This is a genomic window from Acidimicrobiales bacterium (assembly GCA_041394185.1).
Lineage (GTDB): Bacteria > Actinomycetota > Acidimicrobiia > Acidimicrobiales > Poriferisodalaceae > JAAETH01.
Genome location: JAWKIQ010000002.1, coordinates 1,184,304 through 1,206,268, shown reverse-complemented (window position 1 = coordinate 1,206,268; position 21,965 = coordinate 1,184,304). Strand labels below are relative to the sequence as shown.

Sequence of the window (21,965 nt, the reverse complement as noted above, 5' to 3'; positions counted from 1 at the left end):
CGGCGCGAGACGTTGGTGTGCGAGCTACTCATCGAGCACCCACGTCTGCCAGGCGACGCCCAACCGGGGTTGATCAACGATGGCCTCGTCATCGGTCGGTTGCTCCACCACGCCCATCCGCCGAATCGCCTGATCGATCCAGGCCGCCCGCACGGTCGGTTCGATCGCCTCCAGCGCGTCGGCTGACATCACATGCAGCACTCCGCTACCGACCATGGTCTGCGATCGCCACCCCTTCTGGCGCAGGTGCTTGCGAATCGCCTTGCGGAGATCCTCGAGGAACTCGCCTGGCACACCGGTCACCCACGCAGACCCGAAGGCCTCGACCTTCTCGCCGATCACCGAGACGAGCACGCCGATCCCGGGCAGCGACCCGGACCGCGGGAACCAGGTGTCGACCACCCGAAGGCACGACCGACACGTCGGCGTCAGCTCGATCTCCTGCCAGCGCCGGAACGTACCCGCCTCGCCGGCGGCCATCTCGTCCCACGCTCGACCGCACAACGTTGTCGGCTTCCACGCCGTGTCCAGGAGACGGTCCAGCAAGGCATCGAGTCGGTCGTCGTCACCGCCCCGTTCCAATGCGTCCGCCAATGAGTCCGGCAGTGCCCGGCGAGTATCGAGGGCGGCGCGGGCGGCCGAGTCACTCGTGGCTTCGCACAGGTGCGTCTCGAACCCACCGCCGACCTCGACGAGCAACAACCGGTGACCAAGCACCACCAATGTGTTCAAGACCTCATCGGTCATCGCGGACTCCTCCACCACCATCGTCGCACCTCCAACAGCGACCAAACGCGACAGCGACCACAACTCCCCAACCATGCCGTTGGAGGCGGTAGCGGCTTCGATTCGCCTCGTCGGCGATCTCGTCACGAGACACTGGGTCCCTACTCGCCGGCGGGCTCCGGCCCGACAACGTCGCCGAGGCAGTCCACCGAACACGCAGTGGGGGCGTCGACGTCGCGACCGTTGTCGGGGCATCAGGCGGCCGCAAGGACTCGGACGCCCTCGTCTACTCGTGACCAACGAACGTCGAGCCGGTTGCCTTGACGTCACTTGATCTCGACGATTCCCCACACGAACACACGAGCGCCGACGAGGACCTACGGACGCCCACGGGAACCCACGCCGACAGGCGTTGGCGGCTCGTGTTGTACGGATGTTGTACAGCGGCCCCAGAACGCCGCAGGCCCGGTCCTAGGGACCGGGCCTGACCTGGCATTTCCTTGGTGGCGGGGGCAGGATTTGAACCTGCGACCTTCGGGTTATGAGCCCGACGAGCTACCAGACTGCTCCACCCCGCGTCGGTGGGACCGTAAGTATGGCGGCGCCGATTGTTAGATGCAACCCACTTCAGACAACAAGTTCGGACAGCGCCGTGATCTGACGGCCGTCTTCATCGAAGTTGGCCGGGTCGAGCCACGTCAACAACCGCCGGCGCCGTTCTGGCCACTCGGTGTCGATCATCGAGTACCAGGCGGTGTCGCGGTTGCGGCCCTTGTAGTGGGTCGCCTTGCGGAAGGTCCCTTCGTACGAGAAGCCCAGTCGCAACGCGGCCCGCCGCGATGGTTCGTTCAGCGCATCACACTTCCACTCGACCCGGCGATAGCCGAGGTCGAACGCGTGGCCGATCATCAACAGCATCGATTCGGTTGCCGCCGCCGTGCGTTGAAGCACTGGGGCGAACGCGATCATGCCGATCTCGATGGCACCACCGGCAGGGTCGATCCGCAGGTATGAGGCCATGCCCTGGACTGCTCCACCCACCTCGATGACGAAAGGCAACCAGTCGGAGCGACTGGTGAGGTCGGCGATCAGGGGCGACCAGTCGTCGACGCGGGTCAAGGCCTCGACCGGAAGGTATGTCCACAGCGACGGTGCGGCGCCGGCAAACGCCACGGCCAGAGCATCGGCGTGTTCGGCGGCCATGGGCACCAAGCGCACCCTTGCGCCGGCCAGAGCCATAGCCGGTGGATGCTGCGGAGCCGCCCAATCGCCCAACCGCTCGCCCACAGGTTGCCCGTACTCGTTCACAACTGCCACGGTCGCTCCCTCAGACACGCCGAAGAACCCGGCCGCCACGCTCGCTGGTGCGAACTCCCCCGCTGTAGTTGACCACCCCGTTCACCAACACGTGATCGATGCCGCTGGCGTACACGGTGGGATTCTCGAACGACGAGTTGTCTCGCAGCCCACCCAGATCGAACACGACCACATCGGCAGTGGCCCCTAAACGCAGATATCCGCGGTCGACCAGCCCCAAACGGTCCGCGGGCAAACCCGACAACCGGCGCACACCCTCTTCCAGGCTCAACAAACCCTCGTCGCGCACATAGTGGCCCAGGAACTTGGGCACCCAGTTGTAGCCCAACACGCTCATCATGCGGCCCGCAAGCGGCCCATCGTTGGCCAGCGCCATCGTGTCGGACTCGATCGAGCACAGCGGGTGCTCGAGCACCATGCGATTGTCGGCCTCGTCGAACGCCTCGCTGGTCAACATCAGCCCCTTGACCCGCTGACCCTCGTCGATCATCAGGTCGAACAGTGCGTCCCAGCCGGTGGCCGCGTTGCGCACGGCGGTGATGTCTTCGATGGTGCGCCCCACCAGATCGCTGTTGGCAGACGAGGCCAACAGCCGGATCTTGTCCCAGCGCTCCTGCACCACCAGCTGCCACATCGGCAGCGGGTTCTTCCGCAACCTCCGGCGCCCGTCGGGCGACTTCATCAGCTCTACCAGTTCGTCGTTGGTCAACTCGAACGACCACGCAGGCAGCATCGACGTAGCCGAGGTGTGGTTCCAGTTGGTGGGCATCATGTCCATCGCCACATCGACGCCCTCTTCGCGGGTCCACTCGATCATCTGCAACGTGTTGCGCATGGTGTGATCTGGACGCCCGTACTTGGGGTTGATGTGGCTGATCTGCAGGCGAGCGCCCGTGTCTCTGGCCACATCGAGCGCCTCGCCGAAGCCGACGAAATAGCGCTTGTCGCGGTTGCGCGAATGGGTTGCGTACAGGGCGTCGGCGTCGGCCACCGCTGCGCACAGCGCCCTCAGCTCGTCATATGTGGCCGTCTTGCCGGGGTGATACTCGAGCCCGGTGGTGAACCCGAAAGCACCTTCTTCGAGCGACTGCTCCAGCAGCTTGACCATGTCCGCCACCTCGTCGTCGGTTGCGGGGCGAGGCTCGTTGGGCCCCATCACCGCCTGGCGAAGCGCACCGTGGCCGACCATGCCGACCACATTGGTCGCTATGTGAGCTTCGTCCATCTCGGCGAGCAACTCGCCATAGGTGTGCCAATGCCGAACAGGTCGAGACCCCAGCGAAGCGAACAACGAGGTTCGGCTCTCGGGTGTACACGGGGCCAGGCTGATGCCGCACTGGCCTATGGCCTCGGTGGTGACGCCCTGGCGGATCTGGCTCTCGGCCCGCGGGTCGATGAAGTGGGCCATGTCGCTGTGGGTGTGGATGTCGATGAAACCTGGGGCGACGACCTTGCCGGTGGCGTCGATGTCGGTGGCCGCTGCGGCCCCGGTGAGGTCGTCGATGGCGAAGATCCGCCCCTCATCGATTGCGACGTCGCCATCGCGGCCGGGCGATCCTGTGCCGTCGACAACAAACCCGCCCCTGATGATCACGTCGAAGTTGGCCATACCCAACCGTAGCGATCACCACACCCGTGCCTGGGCCGTTAGGCGGTGTTGACGACCTTGAACGCCTCGGCCAGGCGCCCGTGGTCGAGCAGACCTTGCTCGGCCGTGGCCTCGCCCCACTCGCGCAACAGCACGGGCAGCCGATCACCCATCTTCAGGGTCTGGCTCTTGTGGGCCCGCAAAGCCTCGACCTTGCGGTCGAACACGTCGGTGATGTCGACGAAGCGATCGGCATCGAGCCCCGTCACCCACACCTCGGGAACAGTGTGAGGCTGCAGACCCTCTTCGAGCAGCTCGGGGAATGCGCGGGGGTTGCGCGAATCGGGATACACCGCCGAGATGGTGGCCTCGCCGGTGGCGAGGTGGTCGGGGTGGCTTCCGTAGATGCGGTTCCAGTTGCGCACCGCCGTCTGGGTGATGACCACATCGGGCTTGACCATGCGGATGATGCGCGAGATGTCGCGGCGCAGATTCAGGTCGGCGACCACAGCCCCATCGGGATGGCCAAGCCAGTGGAGCTCGAAGACGCCGACAAGGGCCGCGGCCTCGGTCTGTTCGCGCTGGCGAAGCTCGGCCAGCTCGTCGGCCGGGACGGTCATGTCGTCGTCGCCGGCCTCACCGCTGGTGACCAGGCAATAGACAACGTCTGAGCCCGCGGCCGTGAGAGCGGCGATGGTTCCGGCCGTGCCGAAATCGATGTCGTCTGGGTGGGCTACCACCACCAGAACCTTCTCAGGTGCCTCGAGCTCGCCCGGCGCGGTGATGATGGTGCCCATCAAGCAGACGCTCCCTCGGTGGTGGTCGTGGTGGGAATCTCGACATCGAGCTCTTCACGAGCCCGAATCAGGAACTCCTCGGCGCGGCGCACAGCGTCCTGGTAGCCGGCGAGGTCACCCTCGCGCAGGGCAACGTCGGCCTCGTCGAACGCCCTGGCAGCCGCATCGAGCAGATCGGCCACCGTCTCGGCGGGGATGGTGGTTCCGGGCGGGTCCTGGCCGTCATCGGTGCCACCACCATCGTCGGTTCCTTCGCCGCCATCGCCACTGTCTGGGATGGGTTCGAAGTCGGCACGCCCGACATCGACCATCTCGGGGGTGAGGCCGGGAACGATCGCCGCCAGAGCCTCCTCGAAGGTCTGGCGCATGACGACCTCGTCGCCGACGCCCACGATGACCTGGTTCAGTTCGGGTACCGCGGTGCCGCCAGTGGCCTCGACGAACAGCGGCCGGACATAGAGCAGCGAGTTCTCGACCGGCACCAACAGCAGGTTGCCCGGCCGCACCGCCGAGCCGCTGGCGTTCAGCAGCGTGATGGTTTCGGAGATCTCGCGGTCGGTCAAGATGTTCGAGTTGAACTGCGCCGGACCGTCGACCTGGCTGCCCGGCGGCAACTCGAAGACCTCGAGCCGGCCGTACTTGCCCGGGTCGGAGTGAGCGACCATGAAACCGGCCAGATCCTTGCGGGTGTCCTCCTCGGAGAACGGCACAAACGGCCGGAAGTTCAGGAACGACTCTTCGGCCTCGTTGGGCAGCTTGATCAACAGATAGTGCGGGTCGATACGCCGCTCGGAGGTGGAGATGATGCCGGTCTCGGCGTCGATCTCCTGAGTCTCCTGGGGGGTCACACCGATCTGGTTGCCCGGATCCTGGGCGACGCTCCAGCGGCCCACGGCGTCATAGAACTCTCCGCCATCGTCGATGCGATAACGACCCCACATGTTGGTCTGAACCCGGAACAGATCCTCGGGATAACGGAACTGGGCCTGCAAAGCATCCGAGGCCGGCTCGGCCGAGAACAGATCGGGGAACATGTTGCGATACGACCGGGCCAACGGATCGGTCTCGTCGATCACGTAGAACTCGACGGTGCCGTTGTAGGCGTCGACCACGGCCTTGACCGAGTTGCGCACATAGTTGAACCGGCTGTCGAGCCCGCTTCGCGACGACACCTCGCGGGTTTCGGCGCTCTGCGAGTACGGGTAGCGGTTGGTCGTGGTGTAGGCGTCGATTATCCAGAACAGACGACCTTCGACGACCACCGGGTAGGGGTCTGCGTCGTATGCCAGGAACGGCGCCAGCTCCTTGACCCGCTGATCGATGTCGCGCACATAGATGATGCGGCTGTCGCCGGTGACCTGACCTGAGATCAACAGGTTGGTGTCGGCGAACTTCAGCGCGTAGGCGGCCCGCCGCAAGAACCCTCCGACGTCGACGCCACCCGTGCCGTCGTAGCGGGTTTGGCGGGTCGTGTCCTCGGCGGTCTGATAGTCGACCTCGTCGCGCTGGGCGCCGACGATGGCGTAGCCGCCCAGACCCTCACCGAAATAGATGCCCGGCTGTTCGATCTGCAATTCCGGAGCATTGGAAGGCGAACGCGTCGGGATGTCACCGACCACGAAGCTGGGTCGGCCTGCGACGGTGTCGTTGGCCGGCGCCACCGCGATGCTGTAGCCGTGGGTGAACGACACGTGCTCGCTCTCCCAGCTCTTGTTCGGCAGTCCAGACAGCAGCAGCTCGCGTGCCGACAGCACCACCTGGGTGACCTCGCCATCGACTACGTAGCGGTCTACGTCGACGTCGCGGAACTGATAGAAGCCGCGGATGCCCTGAAGCTGGTTGAACGTGTCGTCGATGATCTCGGGGTCGAGCAGACGAACGTTGGTGACGGTGTCGATGTTGTCGACGACCTGGGTCGAGCTGAGCGTGTCCTCGTAGGCGAACTGGCGCTCGACCACCTCGTCGAGACCGAAGGCGTGCCTGGTGGCCTCGATGTTGCGGGCGATGTACTGCTCTTCCTTGTTCGACTCGTCGGGAACCACCTGGAAGCGCTGAACGATTGCCGGATAGGCGGTGCCAGCGATGGTTGCGACCAGCGCCCACAGGCCCACGGCGATGATCGGATAGGTGAATCCGCGGCGCCAGATGTTGAAGATCAACAGCCCGAACGAGAACAAGCTGATGATGATGAGCAGCCTGATGGCCGGCAGCTGGGCGTTGACATCGGTATACGACGCGCCGTGAACGAACCCCCGGGTCGAAAGGGTCAGCTCGAACTGGTCGAGGTAGTAGCCCGCTGCACGAACCAGGGCCAGCATGCCCAACAGCAGCGACAGGTGACCCTTGACCGGCGCCGAAACCCGGCGCCCGGTGGTCTGCAGGCGGATGCCGCCGTTGAGATAGTGGGCCACAGCGGTGACGACGAAGATGATGAAGAACGCTGCGAACAGCCAGCCGACCAAGTACGACAGGAACGGCAGCTGGAACACGTAGAAGCCGACATCACGACCGAACAGAGCGTCCTCGACGCCGAAGTCTTCGGAGTTGATGAACAGCAGCCACTCTTGCCACTGCGACGACACACCCACGCCGGCGATCAGGGCGAACAGCAGCGAAACGACCACCTTGACCAGGCGGGTGCGGTTGCCTACTAGGGCGTGGTAGCGCTCGACCAGCTCTTCTTCGGGCCCGCGCGGTCGCACCGCTGGGCCCAGTCGATCGGCGACCCAGAGGTTGACGATCATCAGGACGAAGAACACGGCCGTGAACAGCACTGCCAGCATGACCCGCGAGAAGATGACCGTTCGCCAAACCGACGTGAACCCGAGCGAGTCGAACCACAGGTAGTCGGTGTAGAAACCGGCGAGGCCCCGCAGCGACATCAGCAACAAGAACGCTGCGATGGCTGCGAGCGCGAGGATGACCCGACGCCGGTTACTGGGACCCCGGCCGCCCTGCGCGGCCCTCATCTCTTCTGGTGGACGCATACTTCGTCGAGGCTAACGGTCGGACGGCACGACCAGGCATCGACACCCGGCCGACACGGGGGTACGACATGGCCCGAAGGGAACACCGAGCCGGGCGCCACGGGGCCCGCATTGGTGTTGGCCGCACACTCTTCGACAGGACAGTCGCCATCGCGCATGGTCCAAGCGACTGAGGTGCCGTCGGGAACGATCGCCAGGGCGCCCAGGTTGAACGCGGCCGTGGTCGCCTGCCTGGCGACCTCGTCGACCCGCTCGCGTCGCCACTCGCGATAAACCGCCCGCACGCGCACGTCCAGATCGTCGGTGCCCGACTCGACCAACCGAGCGACCCTGCGCCGCAGGGCCTGGCCCACCTCGGCCGACACCGCTGCTGCGACCGGCGTGGGATCCCAATCGGGCACCAGACCCCGGTGGCCCCGCTGGGCGGCCTCGGCGATCATGGTCGCAATCGCATCACCGAACACGGTGGTCTGACTGGGCAACAGGTCGTCGATGCTGACCGGGTGATCGACCCTGCGTCTGGCGTCCAGTACCTCGTTGAGTTGGTCGGCCAGAACCCGTTTGAGGGCCGAGGTGGCCGCAGCCTTGATCGGGTCGAGGTCGTCGACGGCCGCGAACATGGCCTGCCCCGTCCACAAGTGCTCGGCTGAGGTCGAAGAGCCGGCCGGATCTTCTGGCGACAAACCTCCGATGCCCTCGCGACCCGCAGCTTGCTGTGGTTCGGGCTCGGACCCCTCCGATGCCGATGGGCGAGCCGACCGAATGCGTTTGAAGAGCTCATCGATGTTGCTGTCGCGAGGCCCGAACAGCGGAGGCGACGCCATCGGACGGACCGGCGCTACCTCGCCAGACGGCGCCGGCGTATCAACTGCTGGCTCGTCGTCCGATTCTGTTGCGACAGCACTCGAGGCACCGCCGAGAGCACCATCGAGGATGGTGTCGATCATGATCGATTCGAGATCGGCCTCGCCCTGATCGGCGGTGTCATCGCTGTCGTCGATGGGCTGGATGATCGGAACAGTGCCGGGCGGCGGCTCTGGCCGGCGCTCGCGTTGAACAATGGTTCGTCGCTCGGCTTCGCGCCGCTGCCGAGCCGTCATCGGCGGCTCTGGTTCTGGCTCGACAGGTTCTGGCTCGACCAGCTCGTCCTCGATGGGCTCTGGCTCGACAGGTTGTGGGCCGGCGGGCTCTGGCTCGACAGGTTGTGGGCCGGCGGGCTCTGGCTCGATGGGCTCGGTGTGATCCGATTCTGGCTCGACGGGATCTGGCTCCTCGACTGCCTCCTGCGTCTCCAGGGGCTCTGACTCGGCGGGCTGTGGAGCGGGTTCCTCGCCCGTCGACGGTTCATCGACCTCGGGCACCGATGCCTGTACCGCTGCAGCGTCGTCTTCGGCATCGTTGCGGTCGAAGCTCTGAGCAGCCGAGATAGCCGCGTTGCGTGCGTCGTCGAGCGAACTATCGAGCACCCTTACCGACGAATCGAGCAGGCTGCGGAGCTCGTCATAGGTCTCGCGAAGCTGGTCGATTCCGGCTCTCAGCTGGGTGATCTCGCGGCGGGCTCGCTGCCTGCGATCGGCCAGATCCTGCAAGATCTCCTTGCGGGCGGTCTTGGCCTCGGCGACGACGTTTCTGGCGTACTCGTAGGCGTCGGTACGCACCTTCGACGCACCCTCGACCGCTGCCGTGTGGCGGACTTTGGCATCACCTTCGAGGTCTTTGGCGCGCCTCTCGGCGGTCTCGAGAACGTCGGCGACGTCTTGCTGAGCGTTGGAGCGAATCTCGGCGGCCTCCGAGCGTGCCTCGCGCAACATCTTCTCGACGTTCTCTTCGGCGCGGCGCTGGATGTCGCGCCCGGCATTTTCGGCCGTCTGGATGATTCGAGCCGCGTCAGCCCCGAGCAGCTCAGTGGCTTGCTGGGGTGTCAAGCTGACCGGGGCCGCCGACTGTTGCCTCGCCATGACGAGTTCGGCGCTCAGTCGCACGACCTCGTCGGTCAGCCTGGCCATCTCCGAAGCGGCCTTGCGCAGGTGAGAGCGAACCTCTTGGACGTCATAGCCCCGAAAGCCGTGTGAGAACTCCTGCGATGCCACCTCATCGGGCGTGAGTCTCGACGTTTCGACCATGCCGCGCCAGAGTACGGAATTGAACGCCGTTTCGCGGCCAAAGCCCCGTCAGCGGGCCACGAACACGTCAGGCCGCAGGGCTCAGCGCGGGCTCACTCATCACCTCGAGCCCATTTCCACCCCGTTCGGACAGCACCGTCAGCGCCTCGAGGAAGTTCTCGACCGCCACGATCTCGACCTCACCACCAGAGGCCGCCAAGGCCTCGTCATAGTTGGCCACCGGCACCAGGAACAGGTCGATGCCAGCCCGCCGAACGGCATGGGTCTTCTGGGTTATGCCGCCGATGGGCAAGACATTGCCGGCCAGGTCTATCTGACCCGTGGTCGCGACCTCGATGCCACCGGTCGCATCGCCAGGGGTCAACAGGTCGAACATCGAGAGGGTCAAGGCCAGGCCCGCAGATGGGCCGCCGACCGAAGCCGTGTCGACCTGGATGTCGAAGGGCAGCGGAACCAGTTCGATGGCCGTCGAGACCTGCACACCCATTTGGGTGGTGCCGTCGGCCTCGCTGGCGCCCAGCACCACCGACACTTCGATGCGCTCGGACTCGTCGACGCTGAGCGGGCGCATCACGACCATGTCCAGAGTGTCGCCGGGTGAACGGGCTTGAATCTGATCGACCAGGCCGTCGCGTTCGGTCACTTCGACGCCCCCGGCCTCGACCACCACATCGCCGGCCTTCACGACGTCCTGAGCGCCGGAGCCTTCGACGACACCCGCGATGAGGGCGCCGTTGGGCCTGATCACGTCGTACCCGAGGTACGACAAGGCGACCCGCTTGGCGACCTCTTGAGACTCGGTCATCAGCGCGAGGTTGTGGGCTCGCTGTTCTTCTCTGGTCTGGCCTTGCAGAACCTGCTTGCTCTCGACCAACTCGACCGAAGAGTCGAACCAGGCACCGATGTACTCGAGCACCGACAGCTCGCCGGTCAGTCGTACGGTCGTGAAGTAGACCTCGCCGTCGCTGGGGTAAGACGGCGCTCCCTCTACGACCACCAGCGATTCGAGCGGGGTGGCCGACCCGGGCGACTGTGAGAAATAGGGCACGGTCACCAGCGACATCGTCACCAGGGCGACGCCGAGCAGGCCGGCCCCAATGGCGAGGTAGCGCGCGATATTCAGCCCACCCGACCCCGGTCGTCGTTCGGTCGAGCTGGGTAGGCTGTCGCTGTTGGCCTCGATTTCGGTTATGTCGGTCACTTAGGCCTCCCGAGCCGCTCCAGCCTGCCAGAATTCTGCCGATGGGCAACCGCAGGCGGTAGCCCCAAGGCCTGCAGGTCGACCCGTCGGCTGCGACGGGCAGAACGAAACACTCGCAATGGAAGAATCGGTTACGACGTCTAACAACCGCAGAGCGGGCGATCCAGTTCCCGCAGCTGCGCCACCGCCGCCAACCAAGGGCTGGGCGGGCAGGCGCGCCCGCAGGCGCGACTGGGACGAGCAGTACCGACCCGCACCCCTCTGGAAGCGGTTGTTCTCGCTGGCCTCGCTGGGTGCCATCTCGCTGGCGTCGGGCCTGGTCATCGCCACCCTGATCGCCGCTGCGATCACCGCCGCGGCGATTGCACTGCAGTCGCTGTTCACGTGAGCGATCTGGCCCGCCAGATCGTCGCTGCCGGCCACCGCGGCGACCCCTCGCCCGCTTTGGCCGAACTCACCAACCCAGAGGCAGCAGTACGCATCGCCGCACTGGGCGCTCTGGCCAGGTGCCGAGCCCTGGAAGACCATCATCTGGCGGCCGCAATCCGCGACCCCGAAGCCGCCGCGAGGCGCCGAGCCGTCGAGTTGGCCGTTGCCCACCCCTCTATACCCCTGGGCCCCAGCCTGCGCGACAGCGACCCATTGGTGGCCGACACCGCCGCCTGGGCATGCGGAGAGCGTGTGAGCCTCAGCGACGAAGACTTCGCCGAGTTGATCACCTGTGCCACGGATCACCCCGACCCCGTGTGTCGTGAGTCGGCCGTCGCCGCGCTGGGCGCGATAGGCGACCCACGAGCTCTCGACACCATCCTCGCCGCCACCAACGACAAGCCGGCCGTCCGCAGACGTGCCGCGCTGGCGCTGGCACCCTTCGACGGCGCGGCCGTTGAGCAGGCCCTTCACCGACTGCTCGAAGACCGCGACTGGCAGGTGCGCCAAGCGGCCGAAGACCTGCTGGGTTAGACGGGTTGCCAGGGTCGCTTGGCGTCCCGCGTCACGACCCGAACAGCACCTCGAGGGCCTCCACACCCGGAGGCTCATAGGGGCCCACCGGCTGCAGACCCAGCGGATCACCACCCACCGGCACCACCTCGTGGATGGTGACCGACCTGACGTATCCCCCAGACCCTGCCGAGAAATCGGGTGAACCCACTAAGCCGTCCGTATCGATGCGGGTCAGGCTGTTCGCTAGCTGAGCCAGGTCTTCTCTGGCCACCGATCCCCGGCGAACCGACTCGGTCAAGAGAGCGTCTGTGACGTACTGGGTCGAGAAGCCGACCCGAATCCACGGATCGGGCCAGGCGTCGGGAAGGTACCGGTCGAGCGCCGAACGCAGCGCGGTCGGGCCTGGCTGGTCGTCGCCCCATCCGGGGGCGTCGGTGGCCACGATCATGCGCCCCTGGGCCCACTCTTCAGTGGCGTCGCTGAGCGGCAGAGCGATCTCGGTCCCGACCGCGACCTCGAGGTCGGCCGACGCCGCGGCAAGTGCTTCGACGATGGGCGCTGACATGCTGCCGCTGGTGGCCACAAGCAAGCGCTGGCACGCGGCACCCACCACCGCTTCGGCAACAGAGGCGGGGCTCGACTCGGCCGTGATGTCAAAGGCCATCGGGTCGGCGATGTTGGGCTGCGACGACGCCGCCAACAGCGCACCCACCAATAGGTCATCACCCACCGGCGTGGAGTCGTTGACAGTGCAAAGCGCGGCCGGCGCTGCGTCGGCACGGCTCATCCACGACACCGCAGCGAACGCTTCGACCGCGTAGCTGGCGCCCATAGGCAACAGGTTCTCTGCCACCAGCCAGGTGGACTGGCGGGTGGCCGGCACCAGCAAGACACCGTCGAAACCCGCCGCCGTGCGAATTGCGTCGATGGCAGGAGTGTCGCCAACCAGCGAGAAGAGCGAGACGTCGGGCTCGAGTTCGCGAAACGCCGAAACTGCTGCGCCCGGAGATCCACCGGTGTCGCGCACCACCAACTCGACCGGGAACCGCGAGTCGATACCACCAACGGCGTTCACGGTCGACCAGTACGCCTCGGCGCCTGCCAACAGCGATGCGCCCGACGCCGAGTTGGGGCCCGTCAGATCGACCAGTACGCCGACCCTGAACACCTCGGTGTCGAATCCAGTGGTTCGGGCGGGTGACTGGGGTCGGGGGTTCTCGATGACGACCGGTTCGGCCGACTCGTCGGGCTGGTTGCACGACGCGCCTACCAAGGCGAACGCAACCAACAGCGCGAGCCACCGCAGAGAGGCGGTCACTCGCCCAGACCCGTCATCGAGGTCCGTGCGACCCCATGAAGACACCGCTGAGGCTGTCGAAATTCTCGAGCACACGACCTGCACCAAGTACCACGGCTTCGAGGGGAGCGTCGACCACCCTGACAGGAACCTTGGTCGCATCGGCCAAACGGGCGTCGAGCCCGCGCAGCATTCCACCGCCTCCGACCAGGTGTATTCCGTTGTGAATGAGGTCTTGGGCCAGCTCGGGAGGCGCTTCGGAAAGACAATCGAGCACCGACTCGACCATGGCGGCCACGACCTCCTCGATGGCTTCGCGAGCTTGCCCTGGCTCGAGGATGAAGGTGCGAGGTAGGCCGGTGGTGAGATCTCGGCCACGAATCTCGGCCCTCATCTCGTCCTTGCCCGGCCAGGCCGAACCGATTGCGATCTTGATCTCTTCCGCGGTGCGCTCGCCGATTGCTACGCCGTGGTGTCGGCGGGCAAAGGCCTGAAGGGCCGAGTCGATCTCGAACGAGCCCAGGCGTATCGCCTTTATCGACACGATGCCGCCCAGCGAGATCATGGCCGTCTCGCTGGTGCCACCCCCAATGTCGACCACCATCGAACCGATCGGCTCGTGGATGGGAAGCCCAGCACCGATGGCGGCGGCCATGGGCTGCTCGAGCAGCCTCACGTCGGAGGCACCCGCACGTCGGGCGGCCTCGGTGACGGCGCGGCGCTCGACCGCGGTGATGACCGACGGCACACACACCACCACCCGGGTGCGACCGAAGCGACCGACGCCTACCCGCTGGAGGATCAGGCGGATCATGCGTTGCGTGGTGTCGAAATCGGTGATGGCGCCCTTGCGCAGTGGCCGCACGGCGACGATGTGGGCCGGGGTGCGGCCGATCATCTGCCAAGCCTCGTGGCCTACGGCCAGCACGTCGCCGGTCTTTTCGTTGAGAGCGATGACCGACGGCTCGTTCAAGACGATTCCCCGGCCGGCCTCGAAGACCAGTGTGTTGGCGGTGCCAAGGTCGATTGCCAAGTCGCGAGCCATCGCTAGCGCCTCCGCCTGCGACCGGACGCGGCAGCCTTGCCGTCGCGATGGTGGAAGTTGGCCAGGGCGTCTCGAGCCACCTTGAACTCGTGGATTCCGGCGTCGTGGCGGGGTCTGTTCATGAGTTGGTAAACGCCGATGCCGAGCAGGCCCAACAAGACGATGCCAACCGCTATCAACAGGAAGAAGACGTTGTGCACTTCAGGTTCCCTCGACCCCACCAGGCGAGAGGTCGTCGATGTCGGCGATGTCGGTTGCACACAGTCCCCAGTCGACCCCGCCTTCCCACGTTTCACGCTTCCAGATCGGCACCGTCGCCTTGATCGCATCGATACCGAATCGAGCTGCCTCGAATGCTTGGGGCCGATGGGGCGAACTGACGGCGACCACGACCGAAACCTCACCCAGACCCAGCGGACCGATGCGGTGCCACAGTGCCACACGCCCCAGGTCGGGCCAGCGCTCGCGCATGGACCGAGCGATGTCGTCGAGCTTTGGGATCACTTGAGATTCGTAGGCCTCGTACTCGAGAAGGCTGACACCGGTGCGGTGTTCGGCGTGGTCGCGCACCGTTCCGCTGAACACGACGACGGCTCCGCAGTGGTCGCGAACAGCCCAGTCGTGGGCTGCTCCGACGCCTAGTTCGGCTGCCGTGAGCTCTAGCCACGTATCGCCGGCGGGTGCATTCACGGCCTGCATCGTATTCGTAGAGTCACCACGGGGCACACACATGGTCACAGGGCGCGGTATTTAGTGTCGCGCGAATGGCTACAGTCGGCCCACGTGGAAGGTCCCATTCGCGGCGAAGAGCCTGGCGACTCCGACCCAGAGCCTCATGAGGCTTTCGGCTGGTGGAACGAGATCCACGGAATCGACGGTTTTGGCCTCGACGATCTGGACGACCTCGACGATGCCGACGTCGTAGGCCACACCACGGCCGATGCGCTGTCTACCGCTCCCCTTCCATTGCCGCCCGACGATCGCCTCTGGCGTCATCCCAGCGAGCTCAGCCTCATTCAAGAGGATCCACCGGCCCCAGCGTCCAACAACCGCCTTCTGATAGGAGTCGCCCTGGCCACAGGCCTGATCGGAGCGGTGATAGGCGCAGGCGCGATTCTGGCCTTCGGGTCGGGCACAGATCGGGTGGTCGAGACGGTCGTCGAGCGAGAACTCGCCGAGCCGGTGGCCCGATTTGCCTCGAACTCGGTCAACACCGTCGATGTGGTGGCGATCGCCGACAGGGCCCGCCCCAGCATCGTCAGAGTCGAGATACAGGACGCCGACGACAGGCTGGTCAGGTCGGGCTCGGGAGTGGTCTTCAGAGACGATGGCCACATCTTGACCAACGCTCATGTCGTCGAAGGCGCCTCGACCATCCAGGTGGTCACCTACGACGGTCGGATCATTTCTGCAGACCTGGTGGGTGCAGACACCCTGACCGACATCGCTGTTTTGAAAGTAGACGCCAGCAACGGCCTGGTTCCGGTGGTGCTGGGATCGACCACCGAGACCCGGGTTGGTGAACCTGCCGTGGCAATCGGATCTCCCCTGCGCCTCGAAGGCGGCCCCACGGTCACCGTTGGCGTCGTGTCGGCCATCGGGCGATCGTTGCAGCGCCAAGATTCGGGCCGGCTCTACGACTTGGTACAGACCGACGCACCAATATCGCCCGGCTCGTCCGGCGGAGCACTGCTAGATGGCGACGGCGCCCTGATCGGAATCACGACCGTCATCGCCGTTTCCGACGTAGGCGCTGAAGGCCTGGGGTTTGCCACTCCAGTCGAGATCGCTCGCGACGTCGCTGTCGACCTGATCACCGACGGTCGGGCGCTGCACGGATTCCTAGGGGTGGGCGGAGAGGACCTACCGGCCGATCGTGCCAGCGAACTGGGCGTGGCGGGTGGTTCGGTGGTGACCTCGGTGGGAGAAGACACGCCGGCGGCCCAGGCCGGCCTGGCATCTGGCGATGTCATCGTCAGCATCGACGGCACGCCGGTCGAAAACATGTCGGCCCTCGTGGTTCAGATTCGACGCGCCGATCCGGGGCAGACCATCCAGATAGGCATTGTGCGCGAAGGCACCATGCTGACCGTGGCAGCGCAGCTCACCGAGCGGCCGTGACGCTGCGGCGCCGCCGCACCACCATGGCCGCTACAGCGGCTGCAGCCGCCACGATCAACGCAACCAGAGCGCCAAGCGACAGGTATTGGCGCTGCCTGGCGTTCAGAGCAACCCACGGCGGGGCCTGATCGGCCTCTACAAACGCCTCGTCGTTCTCGGACTCGGGCTTCCAGCCAGCCCTGCGCAGACGGTCGTTCGCCACAACCCACGAATGCATGGTGTAGGGCAACAGACCCGCGGGCCTCGGAAACCGCGGCGAGCGAGCCAGGGCGGCCTCGACCCTCTCGGCCACCGCAACGGGCAACCGAACCCTGGGGCGCGGGCCGAACAGGTCGCGCAGCTCTGCACCGGTCAGCCATCCGTCGGGGGCCACGTTGTAGGGGCCGTCGAGCTTCTCGCATGCGGCCACTGCGACCGCCCGGGCCAGGTCGTTCAGATGCAGAAACTGCGACGGCGGATCGTCAAGGCCCGCCCTCATCGCCGCAGCATTCATCACTGCGTCGCCGAGCCAACTCACATGACCGTCGGCCACGGCGGGCGCAGGCCTCAGAACGCTGACGCCGATTCCGGTGCGACGACGCCACTGGACGATCATCCGTTCGTGCTCGGCCTTGACCTCTGCATAGAAAAATCCCGGATTGGGTCGCAGCGGTTCGATCTCCGACATCGGTATAGGCGAGTTTGGCCAGGCGCCATATACCGTCGCCGACGACATCACCACCAGGTGTGAAACACCGCCGGCTTCGGCGGCATCTAGCACCATCGACAGGATCGTGCGGTTGGGGTCGATTCGGTTTTCGTCGCCTGGATCGATCCAGGCGAGATGCACGATGACGTCGGCGCCCGCCGCCAACGATGCGAACCGCTGCGGATTCGCCCGCAGATCCAGCCGCACAAACTCGATGTCGGGGTCGCGCAACCCGACCGGACCACGCGCACCCACCGGGTCGATGTCCAGAGCGATCACCCGACACGAGTTGTCCATCGCCCTCAGTTCGCGCGCCACCAGCGCGCCCAGTTCACCCGCTGCTCCGGTCACCAGAATCGTTCTCGAGCTCAACTGCGGCACCCTTCCAGGCGAACTGATGGCGAGGTGTGTACCGCGCTCATCGGACCTACGATGCCCTTGTGAGCGACTCAGGTTCAAGCAACCCGGAAGATCCCTTCTCTGGCCTGCCCTTCTTCGCAGATCTGGGCAAGCTACTGGGTTCGTCGTCGGGCCCGGTCAATTGGGACGCGGCCAGGCAGTTTGCACTGGGCCTGGCTACCGACGGCGGCTCAGAACCCAACGTAGACCCAGCCCACCGGGTCAAGCTCGCCGACCTGTCACGCATCGCCGAGCTTCACGTCGCCAAGTCGACCGACCTCGACCTCACCGTCGAGGGGGCATCGGCGGTGGTTGTTCCTGTCACACGTTCTGAGTGGGCGCGCCGCACCCTCGCCGACTACAAGCCCCTGTTCGAGAGCTTGGCCCAGGGGCTCAACGCCACACCGCAGGGCGCTGGCGACGACGACCCCGCGGCCCAGCTGCTGGGCGGAATCATGAAGATGATCGGCCCGATGACCACGGCCATGAGCATCGGCTCGATGGTGGGCCACCTGGCGGCCCGCGGACTCGGCGGATACGACCTGCCGATCCCACGCCCGAGCTCTCGCGAGCTGATGGTCGTCGACTCGAACGTCACAGCCTTCGCCACCGAGTGGAGCGTGCCCTTCGACGACGTGGCTCTGTGGATGTGTATCCACGAGTTTGTGCACCACGCGCTGTTCGGCGTCGAACACGTCCGCGAACGGTTCGAGACATTGCTCAACGCCTACACGGCCGGGTTCCAGTCTGCGGATGGGTCGGCTCTGGAGGCCAAGCTCGGAGACATCGAGCCCACGACCGATCTGGCGGGCCTGCAGCAACAGCTTCAGAGCCTGTTCGGCGACCCTGAGGTGCTGCTGGGCGCAATGCGCACCCCGGCTCAAGAGGCCGTGGTCAGAGACCTCGAAGCACTGCTGGCAGTCGCCGTCGGCTGGGTCGACTACCAGATCGACCACATCGCCACCGGGCTCATCGCCAGCTCGGGCCAAATCGCTGAAGCGATCAGGCGCCGCCGCGTCACCGCGGGGCCCCAAGACCGCTTCGTCGAAAAGATGCTGGGCCTGGACCTTCGACGAGATCTGGTAGAGCGGGGCCGAGGATTTGTGTCGGGCGTGATCGAGCGCTCAGACCACGACCAGCTCGCCAAGCTGTGGCACGACCCCCGCTGGATACCCACCCCCAACGAGGTCGACGCTCCAGGCCTGTGGCTGGCCCGCATCGAGCTGCCCGACCTGGACTGAGTCAGGCATCGCCGTCGCGCGGCGAAGCCTCGTCTGGTCCTTCCGCACCGTCGCTATTGCGGAACCGCTGGCGCAGACGGTCGACGCGGGGATCGGTCATGACCCGCCGCTTGAGCCTGTCGGCAGGTGTATCGGCGCCGCGAGCGACAGCCTTCAGGCCGCCCAGGTAGAAGAACGCTCCGATGCTGGCCGCAAAGGCCAACACCAGAAAGCCGATCTGGATGGGCAACGAGGCGAAGCCGAGCACCGGCACCAGCGCCGAGATCACCCAGACCAGCTGGAAGCGGGTCTCGAACTGGGCGAATGATCGGCCCTGGTTGGCGTCGGGGGCATCGCGCTGGACTATCGCGTCGAACGAGAGCTTTCCCAAGCTGGTCGACACACCGATGCTCAGAGCCAACACCGCAGCCAGGCCGCGGGTAGGCGACGCTGCCGCTATGAAGGCTACGAACGCAGCCAGCACCAGCACGCCACCCAGGATGTGTTCTTCGCGAAGCATCCGACGCAGGCTGGGGGCCAAGATCGCGCCGGTCAGCGAACCAACCACACCCAGGGCCCCGATCAGACCGAACCAACCGATGGCGGCATCCTCGGCCCGCAGCCAGAACACGACCAGGAAGGTCAAGAAGCCGACCATGCCGCGCAGCAAGGCCATTGCGGATGCGGCCAACAAGATGCCTGCGCTTCGCAACTCGGCGCGCTCGAGGTCGTCGACGGCGTTCTCGGCAACCACGCTCGACGGCAGCTTGGATGCCATGACGGCGGCTCCGACGAACGCCGCACAAGCCAGCACCAACGGCAGTCCGCCGCTGAGCCACTGCAGGAGGCTTCCGGGCAAGAAGGCCAGCGAGCTGGCGACACCTCCGACGAGTACCAGCTTCGAGTTGGCCTCGATGAACTCGGATTCGCGGTGCACCAGGGTGGGCACGATGGCGCTCTTCGACACGTGATAGGTCTTGCCCATCACCAGCATCAAGAACGCGGCAGGGTACAGCAGGAGGCTGGTCAGGAACCTCAGCATCACCAAGGTCAGAACAGCGCGGGCGATGGTGGCCACCATCATCATCGTGCGGCGGCCGCCGCGAGCCCTGTCGATGATCGGACCTATCAGGGGGCCCACCACCGCGAACGGAGCCGCTGTGAGGGCCAGGTACAGCGCCACACGGCTTCGGGCAGCGTCTGGGCTGACCTGAAAGAACAACGACCCGGCCAACGCGATGGTGACCAGAGTGTCGCCGGCGACGCTGAGAACGTGGGTTCGGGCCAACCTCATGAAAGGCGTGACGATGAAGGCCTCGGCGCCCCGGCCGCCGCGGTAATTGCCTGGCTCACCCGACGAGTCGCTGTGACGCTGTCGGGGAGCTCGGTCTTCCACGATGCCCCACTCTAGGTTCCGCATCCCCAGACCCGCGAGCACAGCAGAGGGGTCGCGCCGCGGCTGCCCACGTATGGGCTTAAGGCAAGCCCGGGCCCGGTCGACTCACCAAATGATGTCTGGACTGAACGACGTGCTGGGCAACGTCTACGGCACCGCCGCAGACAAGCCCCAAGAGACAAACCTCGAGGATGTGAAGGAGTCCATGGACGCACTCCTCGAGCACGCGGACAAGTCGATGGACGCGCCCGCGTCCGAGTCCACAACAGAGGTCTCCGAGGCCGAGCCACCCGCCGCGCCCGAACAACCGGAAGCATTCGACGCACTACCTGACGAGATCTCCGACGACTGGGTGCCGGGCGGCGAAGACCCGATCGACGACGATTTGTTCTCGGCCGACGAAGAGATCGGCTTCGACGACGACTCGGCGTTCGTCGGTTCGGCCACACCCGAGGTCGACGACGCACCGTCGGACACCTCGGCCGATGTCGGCGCTCCTGCGGCAACCGACGACATGTCGGATGACCTGGGTTTGCTGGACCTGTTCGAGGACGAGACCTCGGCCGGAGAAGACTTCTTTGCCGGTCTCGAACCCGAAGACGACTTCTCTTCAGACCAGACCGACTCCCCAGAAGAGGCCTCCAGCAGCTGGCTGCAGGACGTCGACGTGGCCGACGACGTCGAAGGATGGATGGACGACTTCGGCGACATCGCCGAGCCCGCCCCTCCTCCATCCGCCGCAGCAGCCGCGACCCCCGCCGACCAGGACGACTCAGACGACGAGGCTCACGAGCCCCAGACGTACGTCGAGGACGGCTCCGAACTGGACGATCTAGCCGAACTGGACGATCTAGCCGATCTGGCCGACTTCGAACTGGTTGCGGCCGACTCCGAGACCGAGGCCGGAGAAGCTCTTCCCGCCAACGTCATCGAACAGGCCGCATCCGACCACTCTGACGACGCAGATCTGTTGGACGAATCGGATGAGGCCTGGCTCGACGACCTGTTCTCAGTCGAGGGGATAGAGGCCGCCGGCGCTGCCCCGACACCTGCCGAGCCCGAAACGGTTGCCCCGGCACCGGTCGACGGCACCGACACAGCATCGACACCCGAGGTCGTCGACCCGCCGGCCCCGCACGAGCCCGGCACCGCAGCCACCGTGGGATTCGACGTCGCCTCACCCCCGCCAGCCCCGGCACCCGTCGCCGGGCTCGATGCGACCGATCATCAGGCCGCGCCGCAGGTGTTGGCCGAGGTCGCCCAACCCGAGTCGACCACCGACGAGCGGCCCTTCGCCATCGCGTACAGCGGCTGGGTTCGGGTCGACGACGACATCTTGCCCAAGAAGTCAGGACGCGGCACCAAGCGTTCGAAGAAGTCTGACGATGTGGCCATCCAGATCGACACATCCCAGATCGATCTTGCCAACGCGGCATATCGCGCGCACGACGGCGACGACTATCGACCACCGGCCAACTCGCTGGCCACAGCCATCGCGACCAGTGACGAGGTCGATGCCGATGATCCGGTGCACCTGTTCTCGCCGGCCGAGGACGAGCCCAAGCGTGGGCTGTTCTCGAAGTCGGGTTCCAAGTCCAAGGCCAAGGCCAAGGCCAAGGCCCCAAAGAAGCCCAAGAAGTCGAAGAAGTCCAAAGACTCGAACGATTCGACCGACCCGAGCGACCTGTCCACAGACGAGCTGGAAATCGACGTCGAACCCGTGGTCGCCACGATTGCCGAGGTCGAGCCCGAGGCAGAGCAGCCGTCCAAGCCCAAGCGCAAGATGAGCCTGGGCCGAAAGAAGCAGAAGAACGAGTCGCCCGACGACAGCACCGAAGCCCAGCCGGACGAACCTGAGGCAGTGGAAGAAGACACGCCGAAGAAGCCGAAGAAGGGGCTGTCGTTCAGCCTCTCTCGTAAGCCCAAGAAGTCCGACGCCGAGATCGAAGCCGAACTGTTGGCAGAGGTCGACGCCGCCGAGGCGGCCGCGGCTCGCATGAACACCGAACCCGGAGTTGCGAGCCCGGACCAGCTTCCCGAGGGTGTCGCCGATCCGCTCGAATCGGCCCTAATGAAGCCGCCCCCTTCGGTCGAAGGGTAAGAGGCCTGGGCCCT

18 protein-coding genes and 1 tRNA gene are annotated in these 21,965 nt (G+C 65.8%); 5 read left to right on the top strand and 14 right to left on the bottom strand.

What is annotated here, in order from left to right:
• Positions 1-24: 24 nt before the first annotated feature.
• The 8 genes from R2770_13395 to R2770_13360 all read right to left on the bottom strand — a co-directional run bounded on the left by R2770_13395 (position 25) and on the right by R2770_13360 (position 10,739).
• A complete protein-coding gene (locus R2770_13395) occupies positions 25-747 on the bottom strand; it encodes a hypothetical protein (protein ID MEZ5281449.1) in 723 nt (240 codons plus the stop codon).
• 480 nt (positions 748-1,227) lie between these two features.
• Positions 1,228-1,304 (bottom strand) — tRNA-Met (locus R2770_13390).
• 49 nt (positions 1,305-1,353) lie between these two features.
• Positions 1,354-2,043 carry a GNAT family protein gene (locus R2770_13385; protein ID MEZ5281448.1) on the bottom strand — a complete coding sequence of 230 codons (690 nt, stop codon included), beginning with the start codon at positions 2,041-2,043 and terminating at the stop codon, positions 1,354-1,356.
• A gap of 10 nt (positions 2,044-2,053) precedes the next feature.
• Positions 2,054-3,652: an amidohydrolase family protein gene (locus R2770_13380; protein ID MEZ5281447.1), complete on the bottom strand. Its 1,599-nt coding sequence runs from the start codon at positions 3,650-3,652 to the stop codon at positions 2,054-2,056.
• A 38-nt stretch (positions 3,653-3,690) separates the two neighbouring features.
• Positions 3,691-4,428, bottom strand: coding sequence for a PIG-L deacetylase family protein (locus R2770_13375; protein ID MEZ5281446.1), 738 nt, complete (start codon positions 4,426-4,428; stop codon positions 3,691-3,693).
• On the bottom strand, positions 4,428-7,415 hold the full coding sequence (locus R2770_13370) for a UPF0182 family protein (protein MEZ5281445.1): 2,988 nt from the start codon (positions 7,413-7,415) through the stop codon (positions 4,428-4,430). Before R2770_13370 ends, R2770_13375 begins: the two co-directional genes overlap by 1 nt.
• The gene (locus tag R2770_13365; GenBank protein ID MEZ5281444.1) at positions 7,394-9,538 is read right to left on the bottom strand and encodes a DivIVA domain-containing protein; all 2,145 of its coding nucleotides are present in this window, start codon (positions 9,536-9,538) and stop codon (positions 7,394-7,396) included. The genes R2770_13370 and R2770_13365 overlap by 22 nt, the downstream gene beginning before the upstream one ends.
• Before the next feature lie 67 nt (positions 9,539-9,605).
• Positions 9,606-10,739 (bottom strand): S16 family serine protease, encoded by a 1,134-nt coding sequence (locus R2770_13360; protein ID MEZ5281443.1) that lies wholly within the window; start codon positions 10,737-10,739, stop codon positions 9,606-9,608.
• Positions 10,740-10,857: 118 nt separating this feature from the next.
• On the opposite strand from R2770_13360, the gene R2770_13355 reads away from it, so the two are divergent.
• Together R2770_13355 and R2770_13350 are read left to right on the top strand one after the other, a co-directional pair.
• Positions 10,858-11,127: a hypothetical protein gene (locus R2770_13355; GenBank protein MEZ5281442.1), complete on the top strand. Its 270-nt coding sequence runs from the start codon at positions 10,858-10,860 to the stop codon at positions 11,125-11,127.
• On the top strand, positions 11,124-11,702 hold the full coding sequence (locus R2770_13350) for a HEAT repeat domain-containing protein (GenBank protein MEZ5281441.1): 579 nt from the start codon (positions 11,124-11,126) through the stop codon (positions 11,700-11,702). Before R2770_13355 ends, R2770_13350 begins: the two co-directional genes overlap by 4 nt.
• A 31-nt stretch (positions 11,703-11,733) precedes the next feature.
• Here R2770_13350 and R2770_13345 read toward each other — a convergent pair whose 3' ends face one another.
• Genes R2770_13345 through R2770_13330 form a run of 4 tightly spaced genes read right to left on the bottom strand, consistent with a single transcriptional unit; the run spans position 11,734 to position 14,716 of the window.
• A complete protein-coding gene (locus tag R2770_13345) occupies positions 11,734-13,002 on the bottom strand; it encodes an ABC transporter substrate-binding protein (protein MEZ5281440.1) in 1,269 nt (422 codons plus the stop codon).
• Positions 13,003-13,015: 13 nt separating this feature from the next.
• Positions 13,016-14,026 carry a rod shape-determining protein gene (locus tag R2770_13340; protein ID MEZ5281439.1) on the bottom strand — a complete coding sequence of 337 codons (1,011 nt, stop codon included), beginning with the start codon at positions 14,024-14,026 and terminating at the stop codon, positions 13,016-13,018.
• A gap of 2 nt (positions 14,027-14,028) precedes the next feature.
• The gene (locus R2770_13335) at positions 14,029-14,226 is read right to left on the bottom strand and encodes a hypothetical protein (GenBank protein MEZ5281438.1); all 198 of its coding nucleotides are present in this window, start codon (positions 14,224-14,226) and stop codon (positions 14,029-14,031) included.
• A gap of 1 nt (position 14,227) precedes the next feature.
• Positions 14,228-14,716, bottom strand: coding sequence for a molybdenum cofactor biosynthesis protein MoaE (locus tag R2770_13330; GenBank protein ID MEZ5281437.1), 489 nt, complete (start codon positions 14,714-14,716; stop codon positions 14,228-14,230).
• Between the two features lie 93 nt (positions 14,717-14,809).
• Between R2770_13330 and R2770_13325 the strand changes: the two genes are divergently transcribed.
• Entirely contained in the window at positions 14,810-16,147 is a 1,338-nt protein-coding gene (locus tag R2770_13325) for a trypsin-like peptidase domain-containing protein (protein MEZ5281436.1), read from the top strand.
• On the opposite strand, the gene R2770_13320 is transcribed toward R2770_13325, so the two are convergent.
• Entirely contained in the window at positions 16,131-17,207 is a 1,077-nt protein-coding gene (locus R2770_13320; protein MEZ5281435.1) for an NAD-dependent epimerase/dehydratase family protein, read from the bottom strand. The genes R2770_13325 and R2770_13320 overlap by 17 nt on opposite strands.
• Before the next feature lie 68 nt (positions 17,208-17,275).
• On the opposite strand from R2770_13320, the gene R2770_13315 reads away from it, so the two are divergent.
• Positions 17,276-18,475 carry a zinc-dependent metalloprotease gene (locus R2770_13315; protein ID MEZ5281434.1) on the top strand — a complete coding sequence of 400 codons (1,200 nt, stop codon included), beginning with the start codon at positions 17,276-17,278 and terminating at the stop codon, positions 18,473-18,475.
• Between the two features lies 1 nt (position 18,476).
• On the opposite strand, the gene R2770_13310 is transcribed toward R2770_13315, so the two are convergent.
• Entirely contained in the window at positions 18,477-19,850 is a 1,374-nt protein-coding gene (locus R2770_13310; GenBank protein MEZ5281433.1) for an MFS transporter, read from the bottom strand.
• Between the two features lie 112 nt (positions 19,851-19,962).
• Here R2770_13310 and R2770_13305 point away from each other — a divergent pair, with 112 nt between their 5' ends.
• Positions 19,963-21,951 carry a hypothetical protein gene (locus R2770_13305; GenBank protein MEZ5281432.1) on the top strand — a complete coding sequence of 663 codons (1,989 nt, stop codon included), beginning with the start codon at positions 19,963-19,965 and terminating at the stop codon, positions 21,949-21,951.
• Positions 21,952-21,965 lie beyond the last annotated feature (14 nt).

Excerpts from the sequence above, each read along its gene's own strand:
- R2770_13380 (MEZ5281447.1), bottom strand. The coding sequence starts at position 3,652 with ATGGCCAACTTCGACGTGATCATCAGGGGCGGGTTTGTTGTCGACGGC.
- R2770_13365 (MEZ5281444.1), bottom strand. The coding sequence starts at position 9,538 with ATGGTCGAAACGTCGAGACTCACGCCCGATGAGGTGGCATCGCAGGAG.
- R2770_13305 (MEZ5281432.1), top strand. The coding sequence starts at position 19,963 with ATGATGTCTGGACTGAACGACGTGCTGGGCAACGTCTACGGCACCGCC.
- R2770_13355 (MEZ5281442.1), top strand. The coding sequence starts at position 10,858 with ATGGAAGAATCGGTTACGACGTCTAACAACCGCAGAGCGGGCGATCCA.
- R2770_13375 (MEZ5281446.1), bottom strand. The coding sequence starts at position 4,428 with ATGGGCACCATCATCACCGCGCCGGGCGAGCTCGAGGCACCTGAGAAG.
- R2770_13340 (MEZ5281439.1), bottom strand. The coding sequence starts at position 14,026 with ATGGCTCGCGACTTGGCAATCGACCTTGGCACCGCCAACACACTGGTC.
- R2770_13395 (MEZ5281449.1), bottom strand. The coding sequence starts at position 747 with ATGACCGATGAGGTCTTGAACACATTGGTGGTGCTTGGTCACCGGTTG.
- R2770_13370 (MEZ5281445.1), bottom strand. The coding sequence starts at position 7,415 with ATGCGTCCACCAGAAGAGATGAGGGCCGCGCAGGGCGGCCGGGGTCCC.